General features: G+C 54.8%; 23 protein-coding genes and 1 pseudogene. 15 read left to right on the top strand and 9 right to left on the bottom strand.

The window, feature by feature from the left end; translation table 11 throughout:
• Window positions 1-299: 299 nt before the first annotated feature.
• The 4 genes from ACZ5CE_RS03705 to rpmG all read left to right on the top strand — a co-directional run bounded on the left by ACZ5CE_RS03705 (window position 300) and on the right by rpmG (window position 2,675).
• A complete protein-coding gene (locus tag ACZ5CE_RS03705; RefSeq protein WP_464576386.1) occupies window positions 300-1,352 on the top strand; it encodes an IS630 family transposase in 1,053 nt (350 codons plus the stop codon).
• Window positions 1,353-1,487: 135 nt separating this feature from the next.
• Window positions 1,488-2,162, top strand: a complete 675-nt coding sequence (radC, locus tag ACZ5CE_RS03700) for a RadC family protein (RefSeq protein ID WP_464576385.1) — start codon at window positions 1,488-1,490, stop codon at window positions 2,160-2,162.
• Between the two features lie 72 nt (window positions 2,163-2,234).
• Entirely contained in the window at window positions 2,235-2,471 is a 237-nt protein-coding gene (rpmB, locus tag ACZ5CE_RS03695) for a 50S ribosomal protein L28 (protein ID WP_464576384.1), read from the top strand.
• A 48-nt stretch (window positions 2,472-2,519) separates the two neighbouring features.
• Window positions 2,520-2,675, top strand: a complete 156-nt coding sequence (rpmG, locus tag ACZ5CE_RS03690) for a 50S ribosomal protein L33 (RefSeq protein WP_464576383.1) — start codon at window positions 2,520-2,522, stop codon at window positions 2,673-2,675.
• Window positions 2,676-2,756: 81 nt separating this feature from the next.
• Here rpmG and ACZ5CE_RS03685 read toward each other — a convergent pair whose 3' ends face one another.
• Both ACZ5CE_RS03685 and ACZ5CE_RS03680 read right to left on the bottom strand, forming a co-directional pair.
• The gene (locus ACZ5CE_RS03685; protein ID WP_464576382.1) at window positions 2,757-3,926 is read right to left on the bottom strand and encodes a DesA family fatty acid desaturase; all 1,170 of its coding nucleotides are present in this window, start codon (window positions 3,924-3,926) and stop codon (window positions 2,757-2,759) included.
• A 245-nt stretch (window positions 3,927-4,171) separates the two neighbouring features.
• The gene (locus ACZ5CE_RS03680) at window positions 4,172-4,315 is read right to left on the bottom strand and encodes a hypothetical protein (protein WP_464576381.1); all 144 of its coding nucleotides are present in this window, start codon (window positions 4,313-4,315) and stop codon (window positions 4,172-4,174) included.
• Between the two features lie 84 nt (window positions 4,316-4,399).
• Between ACZ5CE_RS03680 and ACZ5CE_RS03675 the strand changes: the two genes are divergently transcribed.
• From ACZ5CE_RS03675 to ACZ5CE_RS03635, 9 genes and pseudogenes are all read left to right on the top strand, one after another.
• Window positions 4,400-4,897, top strand: a complete 498-nt coding sequence (locus ACZ5CE_RS03675) for a hypothetical protein (RefSeq protein ID WP_464576380.1) — start codon at window positions 4,400-4,402, stop codon at window positions 4,895-4,897.
• Window positions 4,898-5,142: 245 nt separating this feature from the next.
• Window positions 5,143-6,050, top strand: a pseudogene (locus tag ACZ5CE_RS03670) (CHAD domain-containing protein).
• Window positions 5,986-6,843, top strand: a complete 858-nt coding sequence (locus ACZ5CE_RS03665; protein ID WP_464576379.1) for an inositol monophosphatase family protein — start codon at window positions 5,986-5,988, stop codon at window positions 6,841-6,843. The pseudogene ACZ5CE_RS03670 and the gene ACZ5CE_RS03665 overlap by 65 nt, the downstream one beginning before the upstream one ends.
• Before the next feature lie 147 nt (window positions 6,844-6,990).
• Complete coding sequence (locus tag ACZ5CE_RS03660) at window positions 6,991-7,371, top strand: hypothetical protein (protein ID WP_464576378.1); 381 nt, start codon at window positions 6,991-6,993, stop codon at window positions 7,369-7,371.
• A 183-nt stretch (window positions 7,372-7,554) separates the two neighbouring features.
• Window positions 7,555-7,962: an ElaB/YgaM/YqjD family protein gene (locus tag ACZ5CE_RS03655; protein WP_464575200.1), complete on the top strand. Its 408-nt coding sequence runs from the start codon at window positions 7,555-7,557 to the stop codon at window positions 7,960-7,962.
• A gap of 21 nt (window positions 7,963-7,983) precedes the next feature.
• Complete coding sequence (locus ACZ5CE_RS03650; protein WP_464575202.1) at window positions 7,984-8,352, top strand: phage holin family protein; 369 nt, start codon at window positions 7,984-7,986, stop codon at window positions 8,350-8,352.
• Complete coding sequence (locus ACZ5CE_RS03645; RefSeq protein WP_464576377.1) at window positions 8,349-8,564, top strand: hypothetical protein; 216 nt, start codon at window positions 8,349-8,351, stop codon at window positions 8,562-8,564. Before ACZ5CE_RS03650 ends, ACZ5CE_RS03645 begins: the two co-directional genes overlap by 4 nt.
• Window positions 8,565-8,661: 97 nt before the next feature.
• Window positions 8,662-8,922, top strand: coding sequence for an alcohol dehydrogenase catalytic domain-containing protein (locus ACZ5CE_RS03640; RefSeq protein WP_464576376.1), 261 nt, complete (start codon window positions 8,662-8,664; stop codon window positions 8,920-8,922).
• A gap of 105 nt (window positions 8,923-9,027) precedes the next feature.
• Complete coding sequence (locus tag ACZ5CE_RS03635) at window positions 9,028-9,669, top strand: glutathione S-transferase family protein (RefSeq protein WP_464576375.1); 642 nt, start codon at window positions 9,028-9,030, stop codon at window positions 9,667-9,669.
• Window positions 9,670-9,788: 119 nt separating this feature from the next.
• Here ACZ5CE_RS03635 and ACZ5CE_RS03630 read toward each other — a convergent pair whose 3' ends face one another.
• From ACZ5CE_RS03630 to ACZ5CE_RS03600, 7 genes are all read right to left on the bottom strand, one after another.
• Window positions 9,789-10,769 carry a YihY/virulence factor BrkB family protein gene (locus tag ACZ5CE_RS03630; RefSeq protein WP_464576374.1) on the bottom strand — a complete coding sequence of 327 codons (981 nt, stop codon included), beginning with the start codon at window positions 10,767-10,769 and terminating at the stop codon, window positions 9,789-9,791.
• Window positions 10,770-11,060: 291 nt separating this feature from the next.
• Complete coding sequence (locus ACZ5CE_RS03625; protein WP_464576373.1) at window positions 11,061-11,444, bottom strand: hypothetical protein; 384 nt, start codon at window positions 11,442-11,444, stop codon at window positions 11,061-11,063.
• A 102-nt stretch (window positions 11,445-11,546) separates the two neighbouring features.
• On the bottom strand, window positions 11,547-11,810 hold the full coding sequence (locus ACZ5CE_RS03620) for a hypothetical protein (protein WP_464576372.1): 264 nt from the start codon (window positions 11,808-11,810) through the stop codon (window positions 11,547-11,549).
• 174 nt (window positions 11,811-11,984) lie between these two features.
• Window positions 11,985-12,299, bottom strand: coding sequence for a hypothetical protein (locus tag ACZ5CE_RS03615; RefSeq protein ID WP_464576371.1), 315 nt, complete (start codon window positions 12,297-12,299; stop codon window positions 11,985-11,987).
• Window positions 12,296-12,856: an EndoU domain-containing protein gene (locus ACZ5CE_RS03610; protein WP_464576370.1), complete on the bottom strand. Its 561-nt coding sequence runs from the start codon at window positions 12,854-12,856 to the stop codon at window positions 12,296-12,298. The genes ACZ5CE_RS03615 and ACZ5CE_RS03610 overlap by 4 nt, the downstream gene beginning before the upstream one ends.
• 195 nt (window positions 12,857-13,051) lie before the next feature.
• Window positions 13,052-14,293, bottom strand: coding sequence for a PepSY-associated TM helix domain-containing protein (locus tag ACZ5CE_RS03605; protein ID WP_464576369.1), 1,242 nt, complete (start codon window positions 14,291-14,293; stop codon window positions 13,052-13,054).
• A gap of 24 nt (window positions 14,294-14,317) precedes the next feature.
• Entirely contained in the window at window positions 14,318-15,982 is a 1,665-nt protein-coding gene (locus ACZ5CE_RS03600) for a cyclic peptide export ABC transporter (RefSeq protein ID WP_464576368.1), read from the bottom strand.
• A gap of 291 nt (window positions 15,983-16,273) precedes the next feature.
• Between ACZ5CE_RS03600 and ACZ5CE_RS03595 the strand changes: the two genes are divergently transcribed.
• Both ACZ5CE_RS03595 and ACZ5CE_RS03590 read left to right on the top strand, forming a co-directional pair.
• Complete coding sequence (locus ACZ5CE_RS03595; RefSeq protein WP_464576367.1) at window positions 16,274-17,398, top strand: GNAT family N-acetyltransferase; 1,125 nt, start codon at window positions 16,274-16,276, stop codon at window positions 17,396-17,398.
• Between the two features lie 17 nt (window positions 17,399-17,415).
• A complete protein-coding gene (locus tag ACZ5CE_RS03590) occupies window positions 17,416-18,729 on the top strand; it encodes a lysine N(6)-hydroxylase/L-ornithine N(5)-oxygenase family protein (protein ID WP_464576366.1) in 1,314 nt (437 codons plus the stop codon).
• The last annotated feature ends 28 nt before the right edge of the window (window positions 18,730-18,757 follow it).

Raw genomic sequence — 18,757 nt, 5'->3', positions numbered from 1 at the left:
ATGAAACGTTGCACACAGAAGCAGAAGTTTAACCTAAAATTCCATTCAACCTAAGTCCGGCGGTTGGGCAGGGTGGAATGTGCCGTTTTGGGGTGCAGGACAAGGCGCAACGACGCGCAATGGCCCATTCCATTCCAGGGAATTGCAACGCAGCCATGTGCCACAAAAATTGTGCAATTCGCCCCGTAGTGAACTCACCATGCAGGTGAACGTCGAGTACCGCGGGGAATCTTTGTGGATCATGGGTTTTAAACTATTAATCAGGCCCTTAAATAAGCTGGTTATGGTAATATTAAGGGATGGAAAAGATCGATGCACGGAAGTTGACAGTATCTGGTCGGGAAGTATTGAGGAGGATGGTTGTCCGGTTGCGCAAGCAGTCTGGAATGCCTGTGAAGGAATTGGCCGAGATAGCTGGCGTTCATTACCGGACGGTGGAAGACTGGCTTTTGCGAGCACGCCGAGAAGGCGAAGCCAGTTTTGGGGAGAAGGTGCGCGGGCGGCCTGTTGGGGCCTGCCGCAAACTGAAGATGGCCGATGAGGTCTGGTTACGCGAGCAGATCATTGGGCAGACGCCGCTGCAAATGCAATTGCCTTTTGCGCTGTGGACCCGACCTGCGATCAAGACGCTGATTCAGGAGAGATTTGGAGTGCAGATGCAGGACAGATTGGTGGGGAAATACCTGAAACGCTGGGGATTCACGCCGCAGCGCCCAGTCAAACGTGCCCTGGAGCAAGACCCGGCCAAGGTCGATATCTGGTTGAAACAGACCTATCCCAATCTCCTGGCGCGTGCCAGGGCACAAGGCGCGATCGTCCTCTGGGGCGATGAGACGGCGGTGAAGGAAGACGCCAACTGGGTTCGTGGTTACGCGCCACGAGGCCAGACGCCTGTTTTGAAGACACCGGCTCGCTGGCAGAAGCTCTCCATGATTTCGGCCATTTCGGCGCGTGGCGAAATGGCCTTCAGAATCATGGAAGGCACGATCAATACCGAGCGTTTCATTGAGTTTCTGGAGGCGTTGATTCAGGATGCCGCGAACAAGCACAAGATCTTCCTTGTCGTCGACAACTTGCGCGTACATCATGCCAGCAAAGTCAGGGAATGGCTTTGCGGGAAGGAAGCGCAGATCGAACTGGTCTTTCTGCCGCCTTACGCTCCGGAGTCGAACCCGGATGAATATCTCAACCGCGATTTCAAGACTGCGCTGCGCACCGGCCCGATCAGCCGCAACACCGATGAACTACTGGAGAAGGCCCTGTCTTTCATGAAGCGCATCGAAAGCTTGCCAAACCACGTCATGGCTTACTTCAGACATCCTGCCGCTGCTTATGCAGCCCATGGTATTTAAGGGCCGGGTTGATAAAAAAAGAGCGGTCGACTACCGGATTTAGGTTCAATTGCTGGGTGTGATAGTGACCAGTCCGATTCCTCATCTCGCCCATCTCGTCCATCTCGTCCGTAATGCCGGTGCGATCTTATAGCCATGGGAATCTCAGACTGGCCCGAATCCGAGCGCCCGCGCGAAAAGCTGCTAAAGAACGGGCCTCAAAATCTGTCCGATTCCGAGCTTCTGGCCATATTCCTCCGCACGGGCATATCAGGAAAGAGTGCGGTCGATCTGGCGCGAGAGCTGCTACAGCGTTTTGGAGGCCTCACCGGCATGCTTGCAGCGGATCTACGTGCCTTTTGCCAGGTTCCCGGGATGGGACCCGCCAAATACGCCCAGTTGCAGGCTGTATTGGAATTAGCCCGGCGGGCGCTGGAGGAAAAACTGAAAAATGGCGATATCCTGAATTCGCCAGAATCCGTCCGTGAGTACCTGCGCCTCAGCCTGCAAGGAAAACAGCATGAGGTATTCGTTGGTATTTTTCTCGACGCGCAAAACCGGATAATTGCGGCTGAAGAACTATTCAAGGGAACGTTGACCCAGGCCAGCGTATACCCGCGTGAAATAGTAAAAAGAGCGCTGCATCATAACGCGGCAGCCATGATCTTCGCGCATAACCATCCTTCCGGCCTGGCGGAGCCGAGCCAGGCGGATAAAGTCCTGACAGGATCGCTGAAACAGTCTCTTGCGCTGGTGGATGTCAAAGTCCTGGACCATTTCGTCGTTGGCGGCGATTCGGCTATGTCTTTCGCGGAAAGAGGAATGATCTAATCTAACGCAACTTGAGGAAAATATCCGGAATTGGGATATAATACGCGTTTTTTGGAATCCGGACGGTTCATCATGGCAAGAGTATGCGAAGTCACCGGCAAGAAACCTATGACAGGTCACCATGTTTCCCACGCAAACAACAAAACGGGGCGACGCTTCCTGCCTAATCTGCAGCGTCGCCGCTTCTGGGTGGAAAGCGAGCGCCGCTGGGTCAGCCTGCGCTTGTCAAATGTCGCTCTGCGGACCATAGACAAGAACGGCATAGATGCGGTTCTGGCCGAGATGCGCGCTCGCGGCAATGCTATTTGAGATCGATCACGGATAAGATAATCTGGACTTTGGAAGCAGGAGGCAATCGTGCGGGAAAAAATAAAGCTTGAATCTTCGGCCGGCACCGGTCATTTTTATACAACCACGAAAAACAAGCGAACAACTCCAGAAAAACTGGAGATTCTGAAATTCGATCCCGTGGTGCGCAAACACGTCAAATATAAAGAGACCAAGCTCAAGTAGCTGTTTTGCTTTTTTAAAACACCATTCCAATAAAAAACCCGCTATCAAGCGGGTTTTTTATTGGAATGGTCGGTCGCTTCTTTAAGCGTAACAGCGCAAGCGACGGGAAAAGTTCTGAAGGACTTCTATGCCGCTTTCCTCTGCGCGATGGCACCAGTCCTCCAATTGCCCGACCAGCTCATCCTTCGAGGTAGTGGACCTTTGCCATACGGTCATCAACTCCTCGCGCATCTTGTATACCTTGTCCAGGGTCGTTGTCTTGCTCAATACGAGATTCAGCTTGGCGCGTTCATCCTCTTGCAACGTCCTGGAATCGGCGAGAACCCAGCGCTTTACAGTGGATCTGTCCACTCCTACATGCGTCGCCGCTTCCCTCAAATGGTCGAATTCCTTGGCAAGCGTATGTTTCAGGGATTGTGCGTATTTTGCCAGTACCTCATAGCGGTGCGAGATGACGGCTTGGAGGGTATCCACATCGCACTTCGTCTTGCCGGTATCGAGACGTAATCTGGGCGCCACTTTTTTGACGTGGGCCAGCCCCATCCATTGGAGAATGCATATATACATCCAGCCGATATCGAATTCGTACCATTTATTGGATAGCCGGGCGGAAGTAGCGTAAGCATGATGATTATTATGCAATTCCTCTCCGCCGATGAGTATGCCCCAGGGAACGATATTGCGGCTCGCATCTTCAGCCTGAAAATTGCGATAACCCCAATAATGTCCGACTCCATTGACGATGCCCGCCGCCATGATCGGCGCCCATGCCATCTGTATCGCCCATATCGTAAGGCCTATCGGACCGAAAAGAACAACGTTGATGATCAGCATGAGCGCAATGCCCTTGGCGCTATACTTTGAGTAGACATTGCGTTCGAGCCAGTCATCCGGCGTCCCGTGGCCATACCGCTCCAGGGTTTCCAGGTTCTTGGCTTCTTTCCTGTAGAGTTCGGATCCTTCTTTAAGCACCTTATTTACGCCCAGCACCTGCGGGCTATGAGGATCGTCGACTGTCTCGCATTTCGCGTGGTGCTTACGGTGAATCGCTGTCCACTCCTTGGTGACCATTCCCGTGGTCATCCACAGCCAGAAGCGAAAAAAATGGCTGGGCAACGGATGGAGCTCAAGTGACCGGTGGGCCTGGTGGCGGTGCAGATAGATGGTGATGCTCGCAATGGTGATATGGGTAAGGCCGAGGATAACCAGTATGTAGCCCCACCACGGCAAATCGATAAGACCTAGGGTCATTTGGCTCCGATCCTTTGGGATGATTTTAGGGGGAAAAAGAGATACCGCAATTTAAAGGGAAATATTCCGATAGTCAAGAATTTGTCACGTAAATATGATGCATTCGCAAGCGTGCCTTCCAGGAGCGGAAAGAACCGGTGAAACCCATATGGAAGAGTGCGGAAAAACCCATGCTCAAGCATGGGATTACAAGCACTCGTTAATGGAATGATGGGAATCACCAAGCCTGGTCTATCCACGCTAGCTCATCGGATTCCTGAAAGACGAACAAGTTCCTCTTCAGTATCTTCATTATTTCTACTTCCCACCGCTGCCAGGTATTGGGCAAATAACTCGGCTGGATGGCCACCGGTAAATCCTGCCGCCTCCATAACCAGCAGGGCCGGCATGCCGTTTCAAAATAGATTGTGACAGCTTTCCTCAAAAAGTTTCGCATGGATTACCGCTATAATGAAAAAAACATTATCCCCGCTATGAACACTCACCTCGAACCCTGGCGGAAAGCGACCCGTAATGGATTCGTTTCGGGCACGGCAGCAAGCATTGCCTCGACCATTTCGCTTCTGGTTCTCGGCAGGATTGAATTGGGTGAAGCCGCGGCTCCCATCAACGGCCCCAGCCAATGGATCTGGGGAAGGCGTGCGCCTTTCGAGAATCACTTCAGTTTCCGATACACCGTTGCCGGTTATGCAATACATCACGCCGCATCGGTGTTCTGGGCAATTTTGTATGAAAGGCTCCGCCAGAATCCGCCACAGGAGATATGGGAGACAAGAGAGAATAAGTCCGTCCTGGCGCCGGCGGCGGCCATCACGACCATAGCCTATGTGGTCGACTTCAATCTGATACCCAAGCGGCTTACGCCCGGATTCGAAAAACGCCTGTCGAAACGAGGTCTCCTTATCGTTTACGGAAGTTTTGCGCTTGGGCTCGCCAGCGGAGCTTTGATTGGCCGCCGCCCTCCCTTCTAGCCTTCCCCTCTGGTCCACATCCGCTGTAATCCAATGCATTAGTACCGAACGTGTGGAACCGCACGGAATTCGCCCGCATATTCATCAATCATATTTATCGAGGTACTGCGTAAGGCCGGCAATTTTACATGCCATTTCTACCCGCATGGGTGGTCACCGAAGGCGGTGACTCATCTGGCGTTTCGGTGATCCCTGAAGTACGGCAGTGTCGGGCGATACTATCAGCGCAGACATGAGGACAAGCGATGAAAGACAGTGTTGAGGCCGTACCGGGCAACCCCGCGGCAAGTTTGTTACATGCGACGGTCGGCGAAGCGCTGAGGCAATTAACCTCAGCCCGACCCGTTTCCGACGAAGCAATTCACGAGGCGCGCAAAAACCTGAAAAAAGCGCGGGCAGCACTTCGTCTGTTGCGGGATGGAATGGGTGATACCGCCTATCGCAGGGAAAACGCAAAGCTTCGAGATGCGGGCCGCTGCGGGATGCGAAATCGCTGATGGAAGCCCTAGATTCTCTTCAGAAGCAGTACGCCGGCAAATTGACGGATGACACCCTCGCTCCGCTCCACAAAATATTGCATGCCAATCTGGCGAGGGCAAGACGTCATTTCCATCCCGGTCCTGCACGGGAATCGGCCGAATTGAATAATTGCGTCAAGCTGATCCAAAATTCCCTTGCTACTGCGAAACGGCTGAAGCTTCAATCGATCGAACCGGCACACATCGGCCCAGGGTTGCGGCAGATTTACCGGAAGGGGCGCAAGGCGCGCGCTGAAGCCATGTCTGACCCAACGACGGAAAAATTGCATGAGTGGCGCAAACAGGTCAAATACCTGTTCAATGCATCAGATGTGCTATCCTCCAAAGAGAGTAATGGCAATGGTATAAAAAAAATGCTCAAGCGGGCCGATCGCCTGGCGGATCTGCTGGGAGGCGATCACGAACTCGCCATGCTGGCCCATGAAATCGATCGAGAAGATCGGGCTTCGGCTTCAGCAGATGCCGCCATGACAAAAACCCTGCATCAGTTTATCGATCGCAGACGGGCAAAACTGCAAAAGCGTGCGTTCAAGTCAGAAACGAAACTTTATGACCAGAAGCCCAGGCAATTTGCCAAGCGAGTATGCGCTCGCATTTGCACGGCGTCTTGCTGATGCCGCGCGCCCCTTCGCGTTGCGGCATTTTCGAACTTCTCCGCACATCTTTTTCAAGGCTGATAATACGCCCGTAACCGTCGCCGATCAGGAAATCGAGGCGATGCTTCGCCGCAGCATACAGGAAGCATATCCCGGTCATGGCATTATCGGTGAGGAATATGGCGACAGCATGCCGGACACCGATTACACATGGGTTCTCGATCCTATCGATGGAACCAGGAGTTTTATCGTCGGGAACCCCCTCTTCGGCATGCTTATCGGTTTGCTCGAACATCGGCGTCCATTCATCGGGCTGATTGATTGTCCTGCAGTGAGAGAACGATGGTGGGGAGATGGGAAGCATGCAATTTACTACGATGGTCTGAAAGAGCATGCTGCCAGGGTCAGTCGCCATCGTTCCGTGGAACATGCACGTCTCTACCTCCCCCACTACATTTCACAGGCAGGTCATCCACGCTTCGAGGAAAAGGATTCGGCGGAACGGCAAGCCATTGCGGAATTGAGCAGTCGCGCGCTGGTTTCGCAGCCGGTCTGCGACTGTTATGCTTATGGCTTGCTGGCTTCTGGACACTGCGATCTCGTAATAGAGACCGGATTGGAGCCTTCCGATTATTTTCCTCTCATCCCGGTGGTGAAAGGAGCGGGAGGACAAATCAGCGACTGGGAAGGAAATCCCCTCGACCGTGATTCGGATGGCCGCATCGTTGCTGCGGCCAGCGAGGAACTGGCGAAGGCGGCCATTGAAATATTGAGCCCATGCTTGAAACTGCCGCGCGGTCTGGTGGCTTGATGACTCTCCCGGCTCACGTGCATCTGTTGCATGCACTTCCGGAAATGACAGGTTGCATCCGATTGGTGCGATTGCGCACGGAAAATGCGGATACCCCGGAGTAAATTGAATTGAATCATCCCTGAAGATCAGAAACAGGAGCACGCCATGAAACGTTCTCTAGCTGCAATCCTGCCGCTGCTTGCCGTTGCCATGATTTGGACCCTCCCCGGAGCAGGAACCGCTTATGCCCAAACCCAATCCGTTCCCCTGGTGGGCGGTCAAACTCCCTCCTCTGTTCCCGGCGGACCGATCATTGGTCAACCCCCCGCGGCTCAAGCAATCATTCCTCCCGGTTATTCCCCTCCGAGCGCGAGTATCAGGCCAACACAACAACCCGGTTATCCTTCTGGAGGCGTAAAGACCGGGAATGAGCTCATAAAGGAAAAACTGGATCGAACCAACAGGGAAGCCGCCGACCTGGATCGCGACGGGAGAATCAGTCCGGAAGAGGCATCAAGGCTGCCGCTGGGCACGTCTCTTCAGTAGGAGATTTGTTCACGCCGTCCCAGCCCGATCCGCTTGCTCAACCACCCCTTCGGCGCGGTGGCTCATGTCATTTTCGCGCACATTCCCGATTATGCTTCACATATATAGCAGCAGGAATGCGCGTGATACTGACCCGGCATGCCATGTGAGATAGCTGTTTTATTACAAAAAGGAGAGTGATTCATGAAATCGAATACATCGAACGACACGGATGCGAAGGCGGCGGCGGAGAACCTGGCCAGGCAGGCGGAGACTTCAGCGCGCAATGTGGGAGAGGCGGCAAGATCGGCCGGGCGGCGGGTGGGGTCGGTGGCCAGCGAGGAGCTTTCCAACCTGCGGGCCGACCTGGACGATCTGATTTTGCGCATCCCCAGCCTGTCGGATATCGATCTGGAGGAGGCCAAGGCAAAGCTGATGGACAAGATCGCCGCCACCAGGGAGGCGGCCCGGGATATGGCCGATGATGCCCGCCAGCAGTTCGACGAGGGGGTGGAGTGCTCCCGGCACTATGTCCAGGAACATCCCTTGCAGTCGGTGGGCTATGGCGCGGCCATCGGCTTTCTGGTCGGCCTGCTGATCACCCGGCGTTAATCCGGGCTATCGTCCGCCCCGATGTTCAGGACCGTGGAGAAAGCCAGGCTGCTTGGCGCGCTCGCCCTGGAGCGGGTGGACGAATACCTGGAGCTGGTGAAGATCTCGGCGGAGATCCAGGGGCGGTATCTGCGGCGGCGCCTGGTCCATTTGCTGGTGGTGGCATTGTTTGCGGTGCTGGCTCTCATCTTCCTGGGAGCCGCTCTCATCGCCACTTTCTGGGATACGCCCTATCGGTTGATGGCGGCCTGGGGGGTGGCCGCAGGCTATGCCCTGGTTGCTTTCCTGGCGTTCATGTCCGCTCCGGCGCAACCGGCTGAGGCTTCGACCCTCGATACGGTGCGCAATGAGTTGCAGGAGGATATCAAGCTGATGAAGGATGTGGTATGAGCACGCCCCTGGAAGAGGAAAAACGTGCGCTGCTCGCGCGCATGCAGGCAAGCCGCGAAGTCTATCGCTCGCGCTTTCCACCCCAGACGCAGCCAGAACAGTCCCATGACCCGGCCCCTTCCCCTCTCCACAGTGAACAACTCTTCCCCAGAAGCCATACCTTCAGGTTCGTGCAGCGCATCATCCATCGCATCGGGGGATGGCAACCATGACGATCGGAATGAGTTATCCGCGATGAAACAATCCGCCAATCCGGGCCAGGATATGGTAACGGGGAAGATGCGGTGCCGCTACTGAAGGAGAAACCCGATGCTTGCCCTTACCTGTCATGGAGGCCATGACGTCCGCGTCGATACGGTACCCGACCCGATATTCCAGGAGCCGGATGATGTCATCCTGAAAGTCACTGCTACCGCAATATGCGGCTCTGACCTGCATTTGTATCGAGGCAAGCTGCCCGGACTTGAAGATGGCGACATCCTCGGACATGAATTCATGGGCATCGTGGCGGATGCAGGACCGGAAGTCATACGGTTTCGAAAAAATACGCGAAAGGCGCTCGCCTGTTGAATCTGCCCATGACACTAGCCGTACGCCGATCTATCCTCCCCTATTCCCATGTTCCCCATGGTTCGATCAAAAATCTTTTCCACCCTCAAACTTTAGGAGCACGTGATGAGTAATGCCATTCTTTATACCATGCCGGGTACCTGTGCCCTGGCACCCAACATTGCCGTTGCCTGGCTGAATGCCCCTGTGACGATCAAAACGATGGAGCGGGGAGATCACAAAAAAGATCCGTATCTCTCCATCAATCCAAAAGGCAAGGTGCCAGCCCTGCAATTCGACGATGGCGACGTATTGACCGAAGTCGCGGCGATTCTGGCATATCTCGGCGCCAAGTACGGCAAGGAGGGCTATGCGCTCGACCAGAAGCTGGGGCGCAAGGAGGCTGAAGCGCTGAGTTATATGACTTCGGAAGTGCACGCAGCCTATGGCCCGCACTTTGCAGTGCAGGCATTCGCGGATAGTGATTCAGCCCAAAAAGAAATCAAGGTCAAAACGTATGAGAAGCTGGCGAAACATTACGAACGCCTGGAGAGCAATCTGGCAGCCGCCGGTGACTGGTACTTGAAGGATCGAAGTTTTGCCGATGCCTTTCTCTATGTACTCACGCGATGGATCGAACTGACGCCACTATCCATCGACAATTATCCGAATCTGAAGAAACATCGGGCGCGAATGGAAGCCGACGAAAGCGTCAAGCTCGCTTTGCAACGCCAGAACATGGAGCCACTGTCATCGCCGGGAAAATGAACCGGTATCCCGGCGCAGCTCCTGCATCCTGATCGCGCGGAGCCCAGGTAGGGTCGCGGAAAGATGTGGCGGCTTGCCCGGCAGCGCAGAGGACTTGAATGACCTCTCCTGCAATATCTTCAGTTTGATGCCGGATGTTCCTTGTCCCTCCGGGCTGCAACGGGTAAAGGCATCCGGCCACCACGTCCATCGCATCCACTGGCTATATCCATGCAGTCCGGCGATATCCCGTCACTCATTGCAGACGCGGTTCGCTCTTTGCGCGATCCACGGGTATGGGAATATACCCTGGTGAATTCCGCTCCCAGTAAGAAAATCTGCGCAGAGTAATACACCCAAACCAATACGACCACCAGCGACCCAGCCGCCCCAAATCCCGAGCTGATCGCGCTTTTACCGATATACAAGCCGATGAGCAGCTTCCCTGCCGCAAAAAGCAAGGCCGTTACCGTGGCCCCGGCCCAGACATCTTTCCAGGCAATCTTCACCCTCGGCATCAACTTGTAAAGCATGGCAAACATCGTGGTCATGAAGGCAAAGCTGAAAATAAAATTCACTGCCGTAGCCAGCACCTCGAAACCCGAAAAATAAGGTCCCCACCACTTGCCCAGAGCCGCCACTGCGGCGCTGAAGACAAGCGATACGATCAACAGGAAACCGATTCCCAATATCATGCCGAAGGATAATAATCGGCCTCGAAGAACTTTCCACCACGCCACTTCTTCCTTTGCGGGTACGCCCCAGATCCGATCAAATGCATTCTGCAATTCGCCAAACACCGTTGTTGCTCCCGCCAGCAGCAGAACCGTTCCGATAATCGTCCCAGCCGTGCTTTGCTCTGGCTGGCTTACACTTTCGAGCAGGTTTTGTACCGCCTTTGCCCCTTCGTCACCCATCAGACCACGCAGCTGGTCGAAAATCTCGCCGCGCACCGCTTGTTCCCCAAATACGAGTCCCGCCACGGAAATCACGATCAGCAACAAGGGGGCGATTGAAAACAGGGTGTAGTAGGCCAGGGCCGCACCCATGCTTGGAGCATAATCATCGAGCCACGATGAAAAGGCCGCTTTGACTAATGCCCAAATCCGCTTGGTACCCATTTGAATCCTATAATAGCCTGCTCATCTGCTTGTGGGTGTTACCATAGCGGATATATGCCGCAGGATATGTACGCCCCTGCACATTACTTCCTGAGCGAAGAAAGGTGGAATCGAAAAGCGATATTTGAAGCAGATCTGGAGCAAAGAGGGTACTGGCATGAAGTCTCGCAATCGAACATGCCCGACCGCGACAAAAACTGAATTTCGTATGAAGTACTGCTGGGAAGCCGGGATAAGAGGCGGTTGCCCACGCTGCAACGCCCCTCATTGCGGAAATTGATATGATAACGGCTAATAGCGACCGAAGGGATCGGGACCGGAACCCTCGTGAGGTCTGGATGGATCACGTTCTATGATGTTGGGTTCGCCTTCCTGCCCGGCATCGCGCTTTTCGTCTGAACGATCGGGCTTTTTCTTCATGTCTTTGTTCTTGTGAGGCTCACCCTCCTTTATGATGCCGTAGCGCTGGCCTGTGGGCGTTTTCCCTGATTTGTACCGCCCCTTGTCAGCTCCCCCGATCGGAGGGCTATCCATGGGATTATCCTGCGCATTGGCTGTGCCCAGCATGAACAGGAATAGCATCAAGCTCAGTAAGCTGAAAGCGGGCTCGATGACAATTCGCAACGAGCGCACGACTTCATTTCGGGATATTGAACTCGGGTGGCTGTGGTTCATGACGGTTCCTTCAAGATATCCAGCAACAGCGCTGTATCTGAAATATAACTGCCAATGCACGGTTCCTCGGTGCGCTACCACACGGGACTGGTTTGAAGCTGCCTAGCGTGGCGGGGGAGATCCCACTTGGGGCAGGCATCTGATTTCCCAGATAAGGCGTGAAGAAGTAACCACGCTGATCCGGTTCATGATGGGCAGTATTTCTTCCGACAAAAGCGTATAGTCCGACCCGCAAAGATTGCGTGCGTCGATGTCCAGCCCCGCTGCGGCCCGGTCTTTTGATCCCACTTCTCCATCATACAGACTCATTATGGAATACGTGCGCGACCCATCGCTCGCCGCTTCAGGTGCTTCGTCCGCCGGCATCAGGCCGCATCCTGCGAGAAAGGAAATTGCGCAAAAAGCCAATTTCATCAATTTAGTCCGCTCAATTTCCATTTTTTTGAATTTTCCTGCTTGAGTGGCAAAACATGGCATAAACCTCTTCTCTATTCAGTACAGCAAAGAATGCCGCCAATGGCAGCATGGAGAGATCCTCACTCATGGATTGGCGTAGTCCCGCCATGCAGCAACCGCAGCTTCAAAATCACTGATTGGAATTCTGGCGGCTTCCCCCACCTTCTCCCCATAGTCTTCCGCGATTTCGACGTGGTCGGGAAACAAGCGCAGCCAGTAAGCATTCCCGATCCGCTCCCATAAGAAAATTCGGCCCGATCTCACCTCTCTGGTTTTTTGCAGCAACTCCTCGGCTCCATAGCGGCTTTTTTGTATGTCGATGGCAAGGTAATCGGCTATCAGATCGTGCTTAGGGTTGCCGTACGTGCGCCCCTCCCATGAGAATTCGTTGTCTGTCATTGGCGTATGGGGAAAGCAGTATTGATCCTGTTGTTCTTTGGCGCGGCAAAACCGATCGCGAATACTTCGCTGTTCCCGCAGTAGCCCGCCAATCCGGCACCAACAACCCTTGCAGGCCGGTTTTTGCCACATCTGGCCCAGGCTGGCGAGGCAACAGGGCATGAAGCATCGGGATGCGCCGACGCATATGAAATCGAATGGAGTACTTGTTCCATCGAACAGGTGTCGGGAAACATCGAGGAAAACTTATATCTTGTGGGATCATTACCATGAGTCCATTTGCCGGTATAAATTCCCGCCGGATCGGGCGGATCCTGTACCTTGAACTCGCGTATCGTCGGGGGATTGGCCGCGGTAGGCCGGGAATGGAATCCTTTGGGGCGCCCGCCTGACCATTCTCCGCAAAAAACATGCCGTTGATTCAACTTCATTCCGTTGTCCAGAGCCACCCATTGAGGAAGTATCGCGCAATCCGCCGCAGCGGGGGCGTCGAGCGGGAATAAAAAAGGCGAAAGAAGTCCGGCAAGAAGCATGCTTGCAACCCCGGCGTTATACATGACCCTGCTCCTTTATGAAATTCAGGCGATATTGACGGTGTTCCACTCGTGCATGAGGTGAAGGGCACTTCATTTTATGAGGATGCTGCCCCGCTGCCACGGTCTGATATCGGGCTTGCCATCTTAGCCATCATTCGTTTTGATTTCATCGGGCCGGAACACCCAGCAACTCGAAGATCGACATATAAAAATCGATCACTTCTTCCGTACTGCGATCGAGCGCGCTAGCCGTTTCTTCTGCCATATGATTATTCCGGTGACAGAGAGCGTCGCCACCAGCAGCCCCATCGCGGAAATGAAAATGCGCCCGGGCAAGCCGAGGATACGGCCGGAATGCAAAGGAAACTGCGCCTGCATGAAAATATCTCCTGCGCTGCCGGTGCCTGGCACGCTCGCCCCCGCGGGTGCGCCATCCTTGCCGTGGAAGTAGAGGGATGAATTGCCCAGGCCCATGTCGCCATGCTCATGGCCTGGCTCAAAAAATGTCACGCCATATATCCCGATCTCGGGCTCGTAAAAGATACTCCCGGGCGGTTCGGCCCAACCCCGCCTTTCAGCTTCGGCAGCAGCGAGCTGGAGAATTCTGTCCCGGCTGACGACGGGCTCGATGGGCTGGTCGGGCGGATTGCGCGGCCCGGTGAATGGACTCGGCGTCAGCGTGGAAAATAGCGATACCAGCGGCCGCATCACCTGCTGGTTCAGGTTCATCGATATCGCAGTGGTGGCCAGGATTAGCAAAAAGCCCCATATCCATACCCCGCCGGACCGATGCAGGTCGAAGTTGAGCCTCGCTCCCCCACGCCGCCAGCGAATGATCAATGACTTATGCCATGCACTTCCCTTGGGAAAAGAGATCCATAACGCAATGAAACAATCGAGAGTCCAGACTATTGCGAGGATACCCATGAAGAGGATGCCGAGCTCAACACCAAACCCATCGGGAATATGCATGCTGTAGTGCAGCTTGTAGAGGAACGGGATCAAATTTTCGCGGCTGAGCGAAATCTCGCCCCACATGCGTTTTCCACGTATCCCGCCGCTTACGGGATCGAGCGCGATCTGGTTGAACCCTAGCTCGAATGCCTTGCCTGTGGCCGGATCGAGACGCGGACCGATACCGAGGCCGAGATTGTGCCCGGGCTCCACCACGAGCGGCACCCATGTCACCAATAACCGGGGATCGGCGGCTTCCAGCCTGTCGGCGGAAACCAGTGGCGGAAGAGATGCTCCTCCCTTCCCCTGCGCTTCGAACAATTGCGGATTGAGCCACTCGTCCAGTTCATGGTCCCAGGAAATGACGGCGCCGGTGAGGCCGGATATGAAAAGGAACACAGCCAGAAAAAGGCCGGCCCATCGGTGCATCACGACAAGTACGCCGCGCCCCAGCGATACTTTATCGGCATGTTGTTTTTCAAGCCGCTCGATTACACCGGACATCGGGAATACCTGTATCTGAGTGCCTCAAACCACATTGTCAAAGGCTACCGCCGGCGCAACCGGCGGCGGTAGCTCTTTCATCGTGGGCTGACCATTGAAAATGAGGCAACCGCTTTCCATGCGCAGCAAGCGGTCGGCAAGATGAAAATAGCGATCGTCGTGCGATATTACCAGTACCGCCTTTCCCATGGCGCGGAGTTCGGGAAGCACCTCGCGATAAAATATCTCCTTGAATACCGGATCCTGATCCGCCGCCCATTCGTCAAACACGAAGAAGGGGCGATTTTCCAGATAGGCTACCACCAGCGCGAGACGCTTGCGCTGCCCCTGCGATAATGCGAGCGTGGTAAAAGCGCCATCCTTGACCTTTACCTTGTTGTGCAAATGCAATTTCCCCAAAAGGCGGTTACCCTCCTTATCCAGGTCCGGGCGTCCTGTTTCCAGCAGGCGGTCAAAAAGATGAAAGTCCGAAAAAACCGTGGAAAATAGCTGCCGATAGTGGTCGCGATTAGTCTCGTCCACCGCCATCCCGTTCAAGAGTACCCGTCCTTTTTCCGGAGGATAAAGTCCGACCAGCAGCTTCGCCAGCGTGGTCTTGCCGCTGCCATTGCCACCGACCAGGAAAGTGATCTGCCCGGGCCGGAAGTCCAGGTCGATCGGACCCATGGTAAACAGTTCATCGCTCTGTTCATGATAATAACGATGCAGCACCCCTTGCAGGACAATGGATCGCAGAAGACAGGGAGGAAGGCTATCCACCTGTACTTCCGAAGCTGAAAGGGTGCGCGTGATTTCATCTATGCGGGCGGCGGATGCCTGGGCCATGTTCGCACGCGGAATGTTCAGCAGGAGCGCTTCGAGCGGTCCCACCATGTACACAAACACCAGTGCGAAGCCTGTCATGATCAGCGCCCGATCGGGCACATCCCCGACCAGAACGAACAGCACCATGCCTATGAAGGCGTAGATCAGGAAATTTCCCCAGCTTGCCGATCCGATGAACAGCGACATGCCGAAAGTCCGTTCGCGACGGACTATCTCTATCGATTTTCCCAGCACATCATCATAAAACGCTCGTCTTTTATCACGGTTGAGGCGCAATTCCTTTGCTCCATCGGTCAGCGAGCGAAAATAACCGAATAATCGATCCTGCTCTTCGGCAGCGGCATCCAGATGCCGGATGGCGCGCAAATGCGCCAGATGATAGCCCAGCGAGCCAAATCCGATGACAACGACGGCCAGCAGAAATACCTGCCACGAAAGCACAGCCATGTATATCAGGCAACCGGCGACAATCACCGCATTTGTCAGAATGATCGGAAAACTCACGAAAAATTCGGCAACGTGGGTGCAATGTTCGGCCAGCGCGGATTGAACACGGGCAGGGCCAATCAACTCGAGATGGCGGTAGTCCGCCGCCATTACCCGCTTTGTAATGAAAACACGCAATTCGGCGTGGGCCCGCTGCCCCAACCGCTCGAACAGGATATTCGCAATCATGTAGCTGAACATTACTGCGACTGCGGTTGCCGCAAATACCAACGCCATTTCAGTGCGATCGATGGGTTCAGCCGTAAGCGCGGAACTGATCTGGGTCAGCAGGAACACGCTACAGGCTCCATTTACCACGCTCGCTGCCGATGCCCCCGCTAATAGGGATTTGGACTGACTGATGAGATATTTGAGCAAGGCTGTCTCGCAAAAGATGACCGGGATGACTAAGAAGTTGACGAACGATCGCCATAAATATTTACGGGAAGGAAAATATCGGCGCCATGCATCCGTCTGACGCCGTTCCTCATCGATCCGCAGCGGCAACCCTTTCCCACCCGCTGCTATTACAGCTATTTTTATTTATATTCCAGTGGATCTGATTGAGACTCCTCCTCTCCAAAATATCGTTAAACAATAACGTTTCTCATTCGTCTTTACAAACTATAGGAGCATCCGCCTCGGACAGGGTATTTCAGGAAACGGTCGATGGGTATACAGCACGAGCAAATCCAGGAGCTATCAGCTCGTGCGACGACGTTGACGTCCCGGCCCGATGGAATCGCATATTCCGTGGCCTATCACGACGGCGCGCTTCTGCTGCAGCACATCGATGCCGAAAAACAGGCCTGCGGGCCGGCTTCCCTATGGAAGTTGCATCAATCGGAGCGATTGATGCTGGAATGGGCGGATTCCTGCTCAGGCATACCCGGCACGCCTGAGGTGCTCGCGGCACTCGAAGCAGCCTTTGCCCGGTATCCCGACCAGCATAAGCTGAATCTCCTTGCTCCGGTGGGGCAGGCCGACGATTTATTCCGATCCGGAGTCCTGCTGAAAGACCAGGATGGGCAACTGGTTGTCCGCGCCGAACTTTTGTGGCAGCAACCCCGAATCTGGCTCACGCATCCCTCCTCCCATGCTTTCCCGGCATCCTACATCCTCAGCCATGGCCGCCGCCACCCATTGCGCCCCCCTAAGCCGATCGGCACCGTCTATCAACGGCATATTCCCTGGCTCGGCCGCACCCTCTCGTTTCGGGCCGTAAACATCGAATACGATCTGCACCGTTTCAGCCGCTGGATGAACGATCCAGTTGTGGCGCACGCGTGGGGAGAACAAGGCGATCTTGCCAGGCACCGGGCGTATCTGGACGGTATCTGTGCGGATCAGCACGTTACCGGCCTGGTAAGTTGTCTTGACGATGAGGCATTCGGCTACTTCGAGGTGTATTGGGCAAAAGAAGATCGTGTAGCCCCGTTCTACGAAGCGGAGGATTTCGATCGCGGCTGGCATGTCCTGATCGGGGAACCGCGCTTCCGCGGCAAGCCCTTTGTTACCGCATGGCTGCCATCCATTTCCCATTATCTCTTTCTCGACGATTGCAGGACCCGCCACATCGTCATCGAGCCCCGCTCGGATAATCACAAAATGATCCGCAACCTTGCCAGATGCGGTTACGCAAATCTCAAGGAATTCGATTTTCCCCACAAACGCGCCATGCTCGGCATGCTGCTGCGCGAACGATTTTTTGAAGAAAGACTCTGGGTGCCGCGGACTGACGCGACGACGCCACCCAGGACGGCATCGCCCGCAATTACCCTATTTTCAACTTGATTCTCGAGGACATCGTTATGCGCATTCATGATGTGATCGGTATCGGATTCGGCCCGTCAAACATTGCTCTTGCCATCACCCTCGAGGAAAAGAAACAGGAAGGGCACAACCTGGACTTCTTTTTCATCGAAAAGCAACCGGGGTTTGCCTGGCATGCGGACATGATGCTGGACAACACGCATATGCAGATCTCTTTCCTGAAGGATCTGGCCACGATGCGGAACCCGTCAAGCCACTTCACGTTCATCAACTACCTGCACCAGAAAAAACGGTTGCAGGACTTCATCAACCTGAAAACCTTTTTCCCCAGCCGCCACGAGTTCAATGATTACCTCGCCTGGGCCGCTTCGCATTTCGACAACCGGTGCGCGTATGGTGAAGAAGTCTTCGAAATCCTGCCGGAGGAAAAAGATGATGAAATCATACTGCTGCGCGTGCGCTCGCGCGATTCCAACGGGATCGTGCATGAGCGCTTCGCCCGTAACCTCATCCTCGGCATCGGGGGCAAACCCAGTATTCCGGAATATTTCCAGCCGTTAAGGCACGACGCCAGGGTATTCCATTCGAACAGTTACCTTCGGGAGATCTCGCGGCACCAGACTGCAAAAAGAATCGCGGTGGTGGGCGCAGGCCAGAGCGCCGCGGAAATTTTCATGGACCTGCACAGTCGCCCCAATGCGCCGCATGTCGATCTCATCATGCGCGCGCGCGCCATCAAGCCCTCGGACGACAGTCCGTTCGTCAATGAAATTTTCAACACCGATTTCATCGATTTCGTCTTCAGCCGTCTGGATGAGGATCGCGCCACGCTGCTCGATGAATTCTGGCACACGAATTACGCAGCCCCCGATCTCGTTCTGATAGAACAGATCTTCAATGTGTTCTATCAGCAGAGAGTGACCGGCGGCACGCGGCACCGCTTTCTGCGCCGGCACGAAGTCGCCGGCGTCCAGGCACAGCCGGAAGGGATCCAGCTCATTCTACGGGACCTCAATGCCGGCCGCGATCACGTCTCAACCTATGACGCCGTAATACTCGCGACCGGCTACCGGCGCGACCATCACAAAACGATGCTGAGTGCGCTTGCCCCTTACCTGCGCGACTTTGCCGTCGACCGGCAATACCGGTTGCAGAGCACGCCAGGCTTTTGTCCCGCGATATTCCTGCAAGGCGCATGCGAGTCGAGCCACGGCTTGAGCGATACGCTGCTTTCGGTCACGGCCGTTCGCACCTACGAAATCGGGGAAGCATTGCTAAGCACGGGCAATACCGGAAATCGATCCATTTCCAGAACGGCCGCCAACCCCATTCGTGCCGTCGCAAACCGCTGAGTTTTTAGGTCAATCCGGTGACAGTAGC

This window comes from Nitrosospira sp. TNL200, from assembly GCF_055386305.1.
Note: the sequence above shows the minus strand (reverse complement) of the source record. Positions and strands in the feature narration are given on the sequence as shown.

Coding starts and splice junctions, on each gene's coding strand:
- ACZ5CE_RS03605 (WP_464576369.1), bottom strand. CDS start 14,293: ATGTCCGGTGTAATCGAGCGGCTTGAAAAACAACATGCCGATAAAGTA.
- ACZ5CE_RS03625 (WP_464576373.1), bottom strand. CDS start 11,444: ATGAACCACAGCCACCCGAGTTCAATATCCCGAAATGAAGTCGTGCGC.
- ACZ5CE_RS03635 (WP_464576375.1), top strand. CDS start 9,028: ATGAGTAATGCCATTCTTTATACCATGCCGGGTACCTGTGCCCTGGCA.
- ACZ5CE_RS03615 (WP_464576371.1), bottom strand. CDS start 12,299: ATGACAGACAACGAATTCTCATGGGAGGGGCGCACGTACGGCAACCCT.
- radC (WP_464576385.1), top strand. CDS start 1,488: ATGGGAATCTCAGACTGGCCCGAATCCGAGCGCCCGCGCGAAAAGCTG.
- ACZ5CE_RS03590 (WP_464576366.1), top strand. CDS start 17,416: ATGCGCATTCATGATGTGATCGGTATCGGATTCGGCCCGTCAAACATT.
- ACZ5CE_RS03675 (WP_464576380.1), top strand. CDS start 4,400: ATGAACACTCACCTCGAACCCTGGCGGAAAGCGACCCGTAATGGATTC.
- ACZ5CE_RS03650 (WP_464575202.1), top strand. CDS start 7,984: ATGTTCAGGACCGTGGAGAAAGCCAGGCTGCTTGGCGCGCTCGCCCTG.
- ACZ5CE_RS03665 (WP_464576379.1), top strand. CDS start 5,986: ATGACCAGAAGCCCAGGCAATTTGCCAAGCGAGTATGCGCTCGCATTT.
- rpmB (WP_464576384.1), top strand. CDS start 2,235: ATGGCAAGAGTATGCGAAGTCACCGGCAAGAAACCTATGACAGGTCAC.
- ACZ5CE_RS03620 (WP_464576372.1), bottom strand. CDS start 11,810: ATGCCGGCGGACGAAGCACCTGAAGCGGCGAGCGATGGGTCGCGCACG.
- ACZ5CE_RS03660 (WP_464576378.1), top strand. CDS start 6,991: ATGAAACGTTCTCTAGCTGCAATCCTGCCGCTGCTTGCCGTTGCCATG.
- ACZ5CE_RS03705 (WP_464576386.1), top strand. CDS start 300: ATGGAAAAGATCGATGCACGGAAGTTGACAGTATCTGGTCGGGAAGTA.
- ACZ5CE_RS03640 (WP_464576376.1), top strand. CDS start 8,662: ATGCTTGCCCTTACCTGTCATGGAGGCCATGACGTCCGCGTCGATACG.
- ACZ5CE_RS03655 (WP_464575200.1), top strand. CDS start 7,555: ATGAAATCGAATACATCGAACGACACGGATGCGAAGGCGGCGGCGGAG.
- ACZ5CE_RS03595 (WP_464576367.1), top strand. CDS start 16,274: ATGGGTATACAGCACGAGCAAATCCAGGAGCTATCAGCTCGTGCGACG.
- ACZ5CE_RS03685 (WP_464576382.1), bottom strand. CDS start 3,926: ATGACCCTAGGTCTTATCGATTTGCCGTGGTGGGGCTACATACTGGTT.
- ACZ5CE_RS03610 (WP_464576370.1), bottom strand. CDS start 12,856: ATGTATAACGCCGGGGTTGCAAGCATGCTTCTTGCCGGACTTCTTTCG.
- ACZ5CE_RS03630 (WP_464576374.1), bottom strand. CDS start 10,769: ATGGGTACCAAGCGGATTTGGGCATTAGTCAAAGCGGCCTTTTCATCG.
- ACZ5CE_RS03680 (WP_464576381.1), bottom strand. CDS start 4,315: ATGCCGGCCCTGCTGGTTATGGAGGCGGCAGGATTTACCGGTGGCCAT.
- ACZ5CE_RS03645 (WP_464576377.1), top strand. CDS start 8,349: ATGAGCACGCCCCTGGAAGAGGAAAAACGTGCGCTGCTCGCGCGCATG.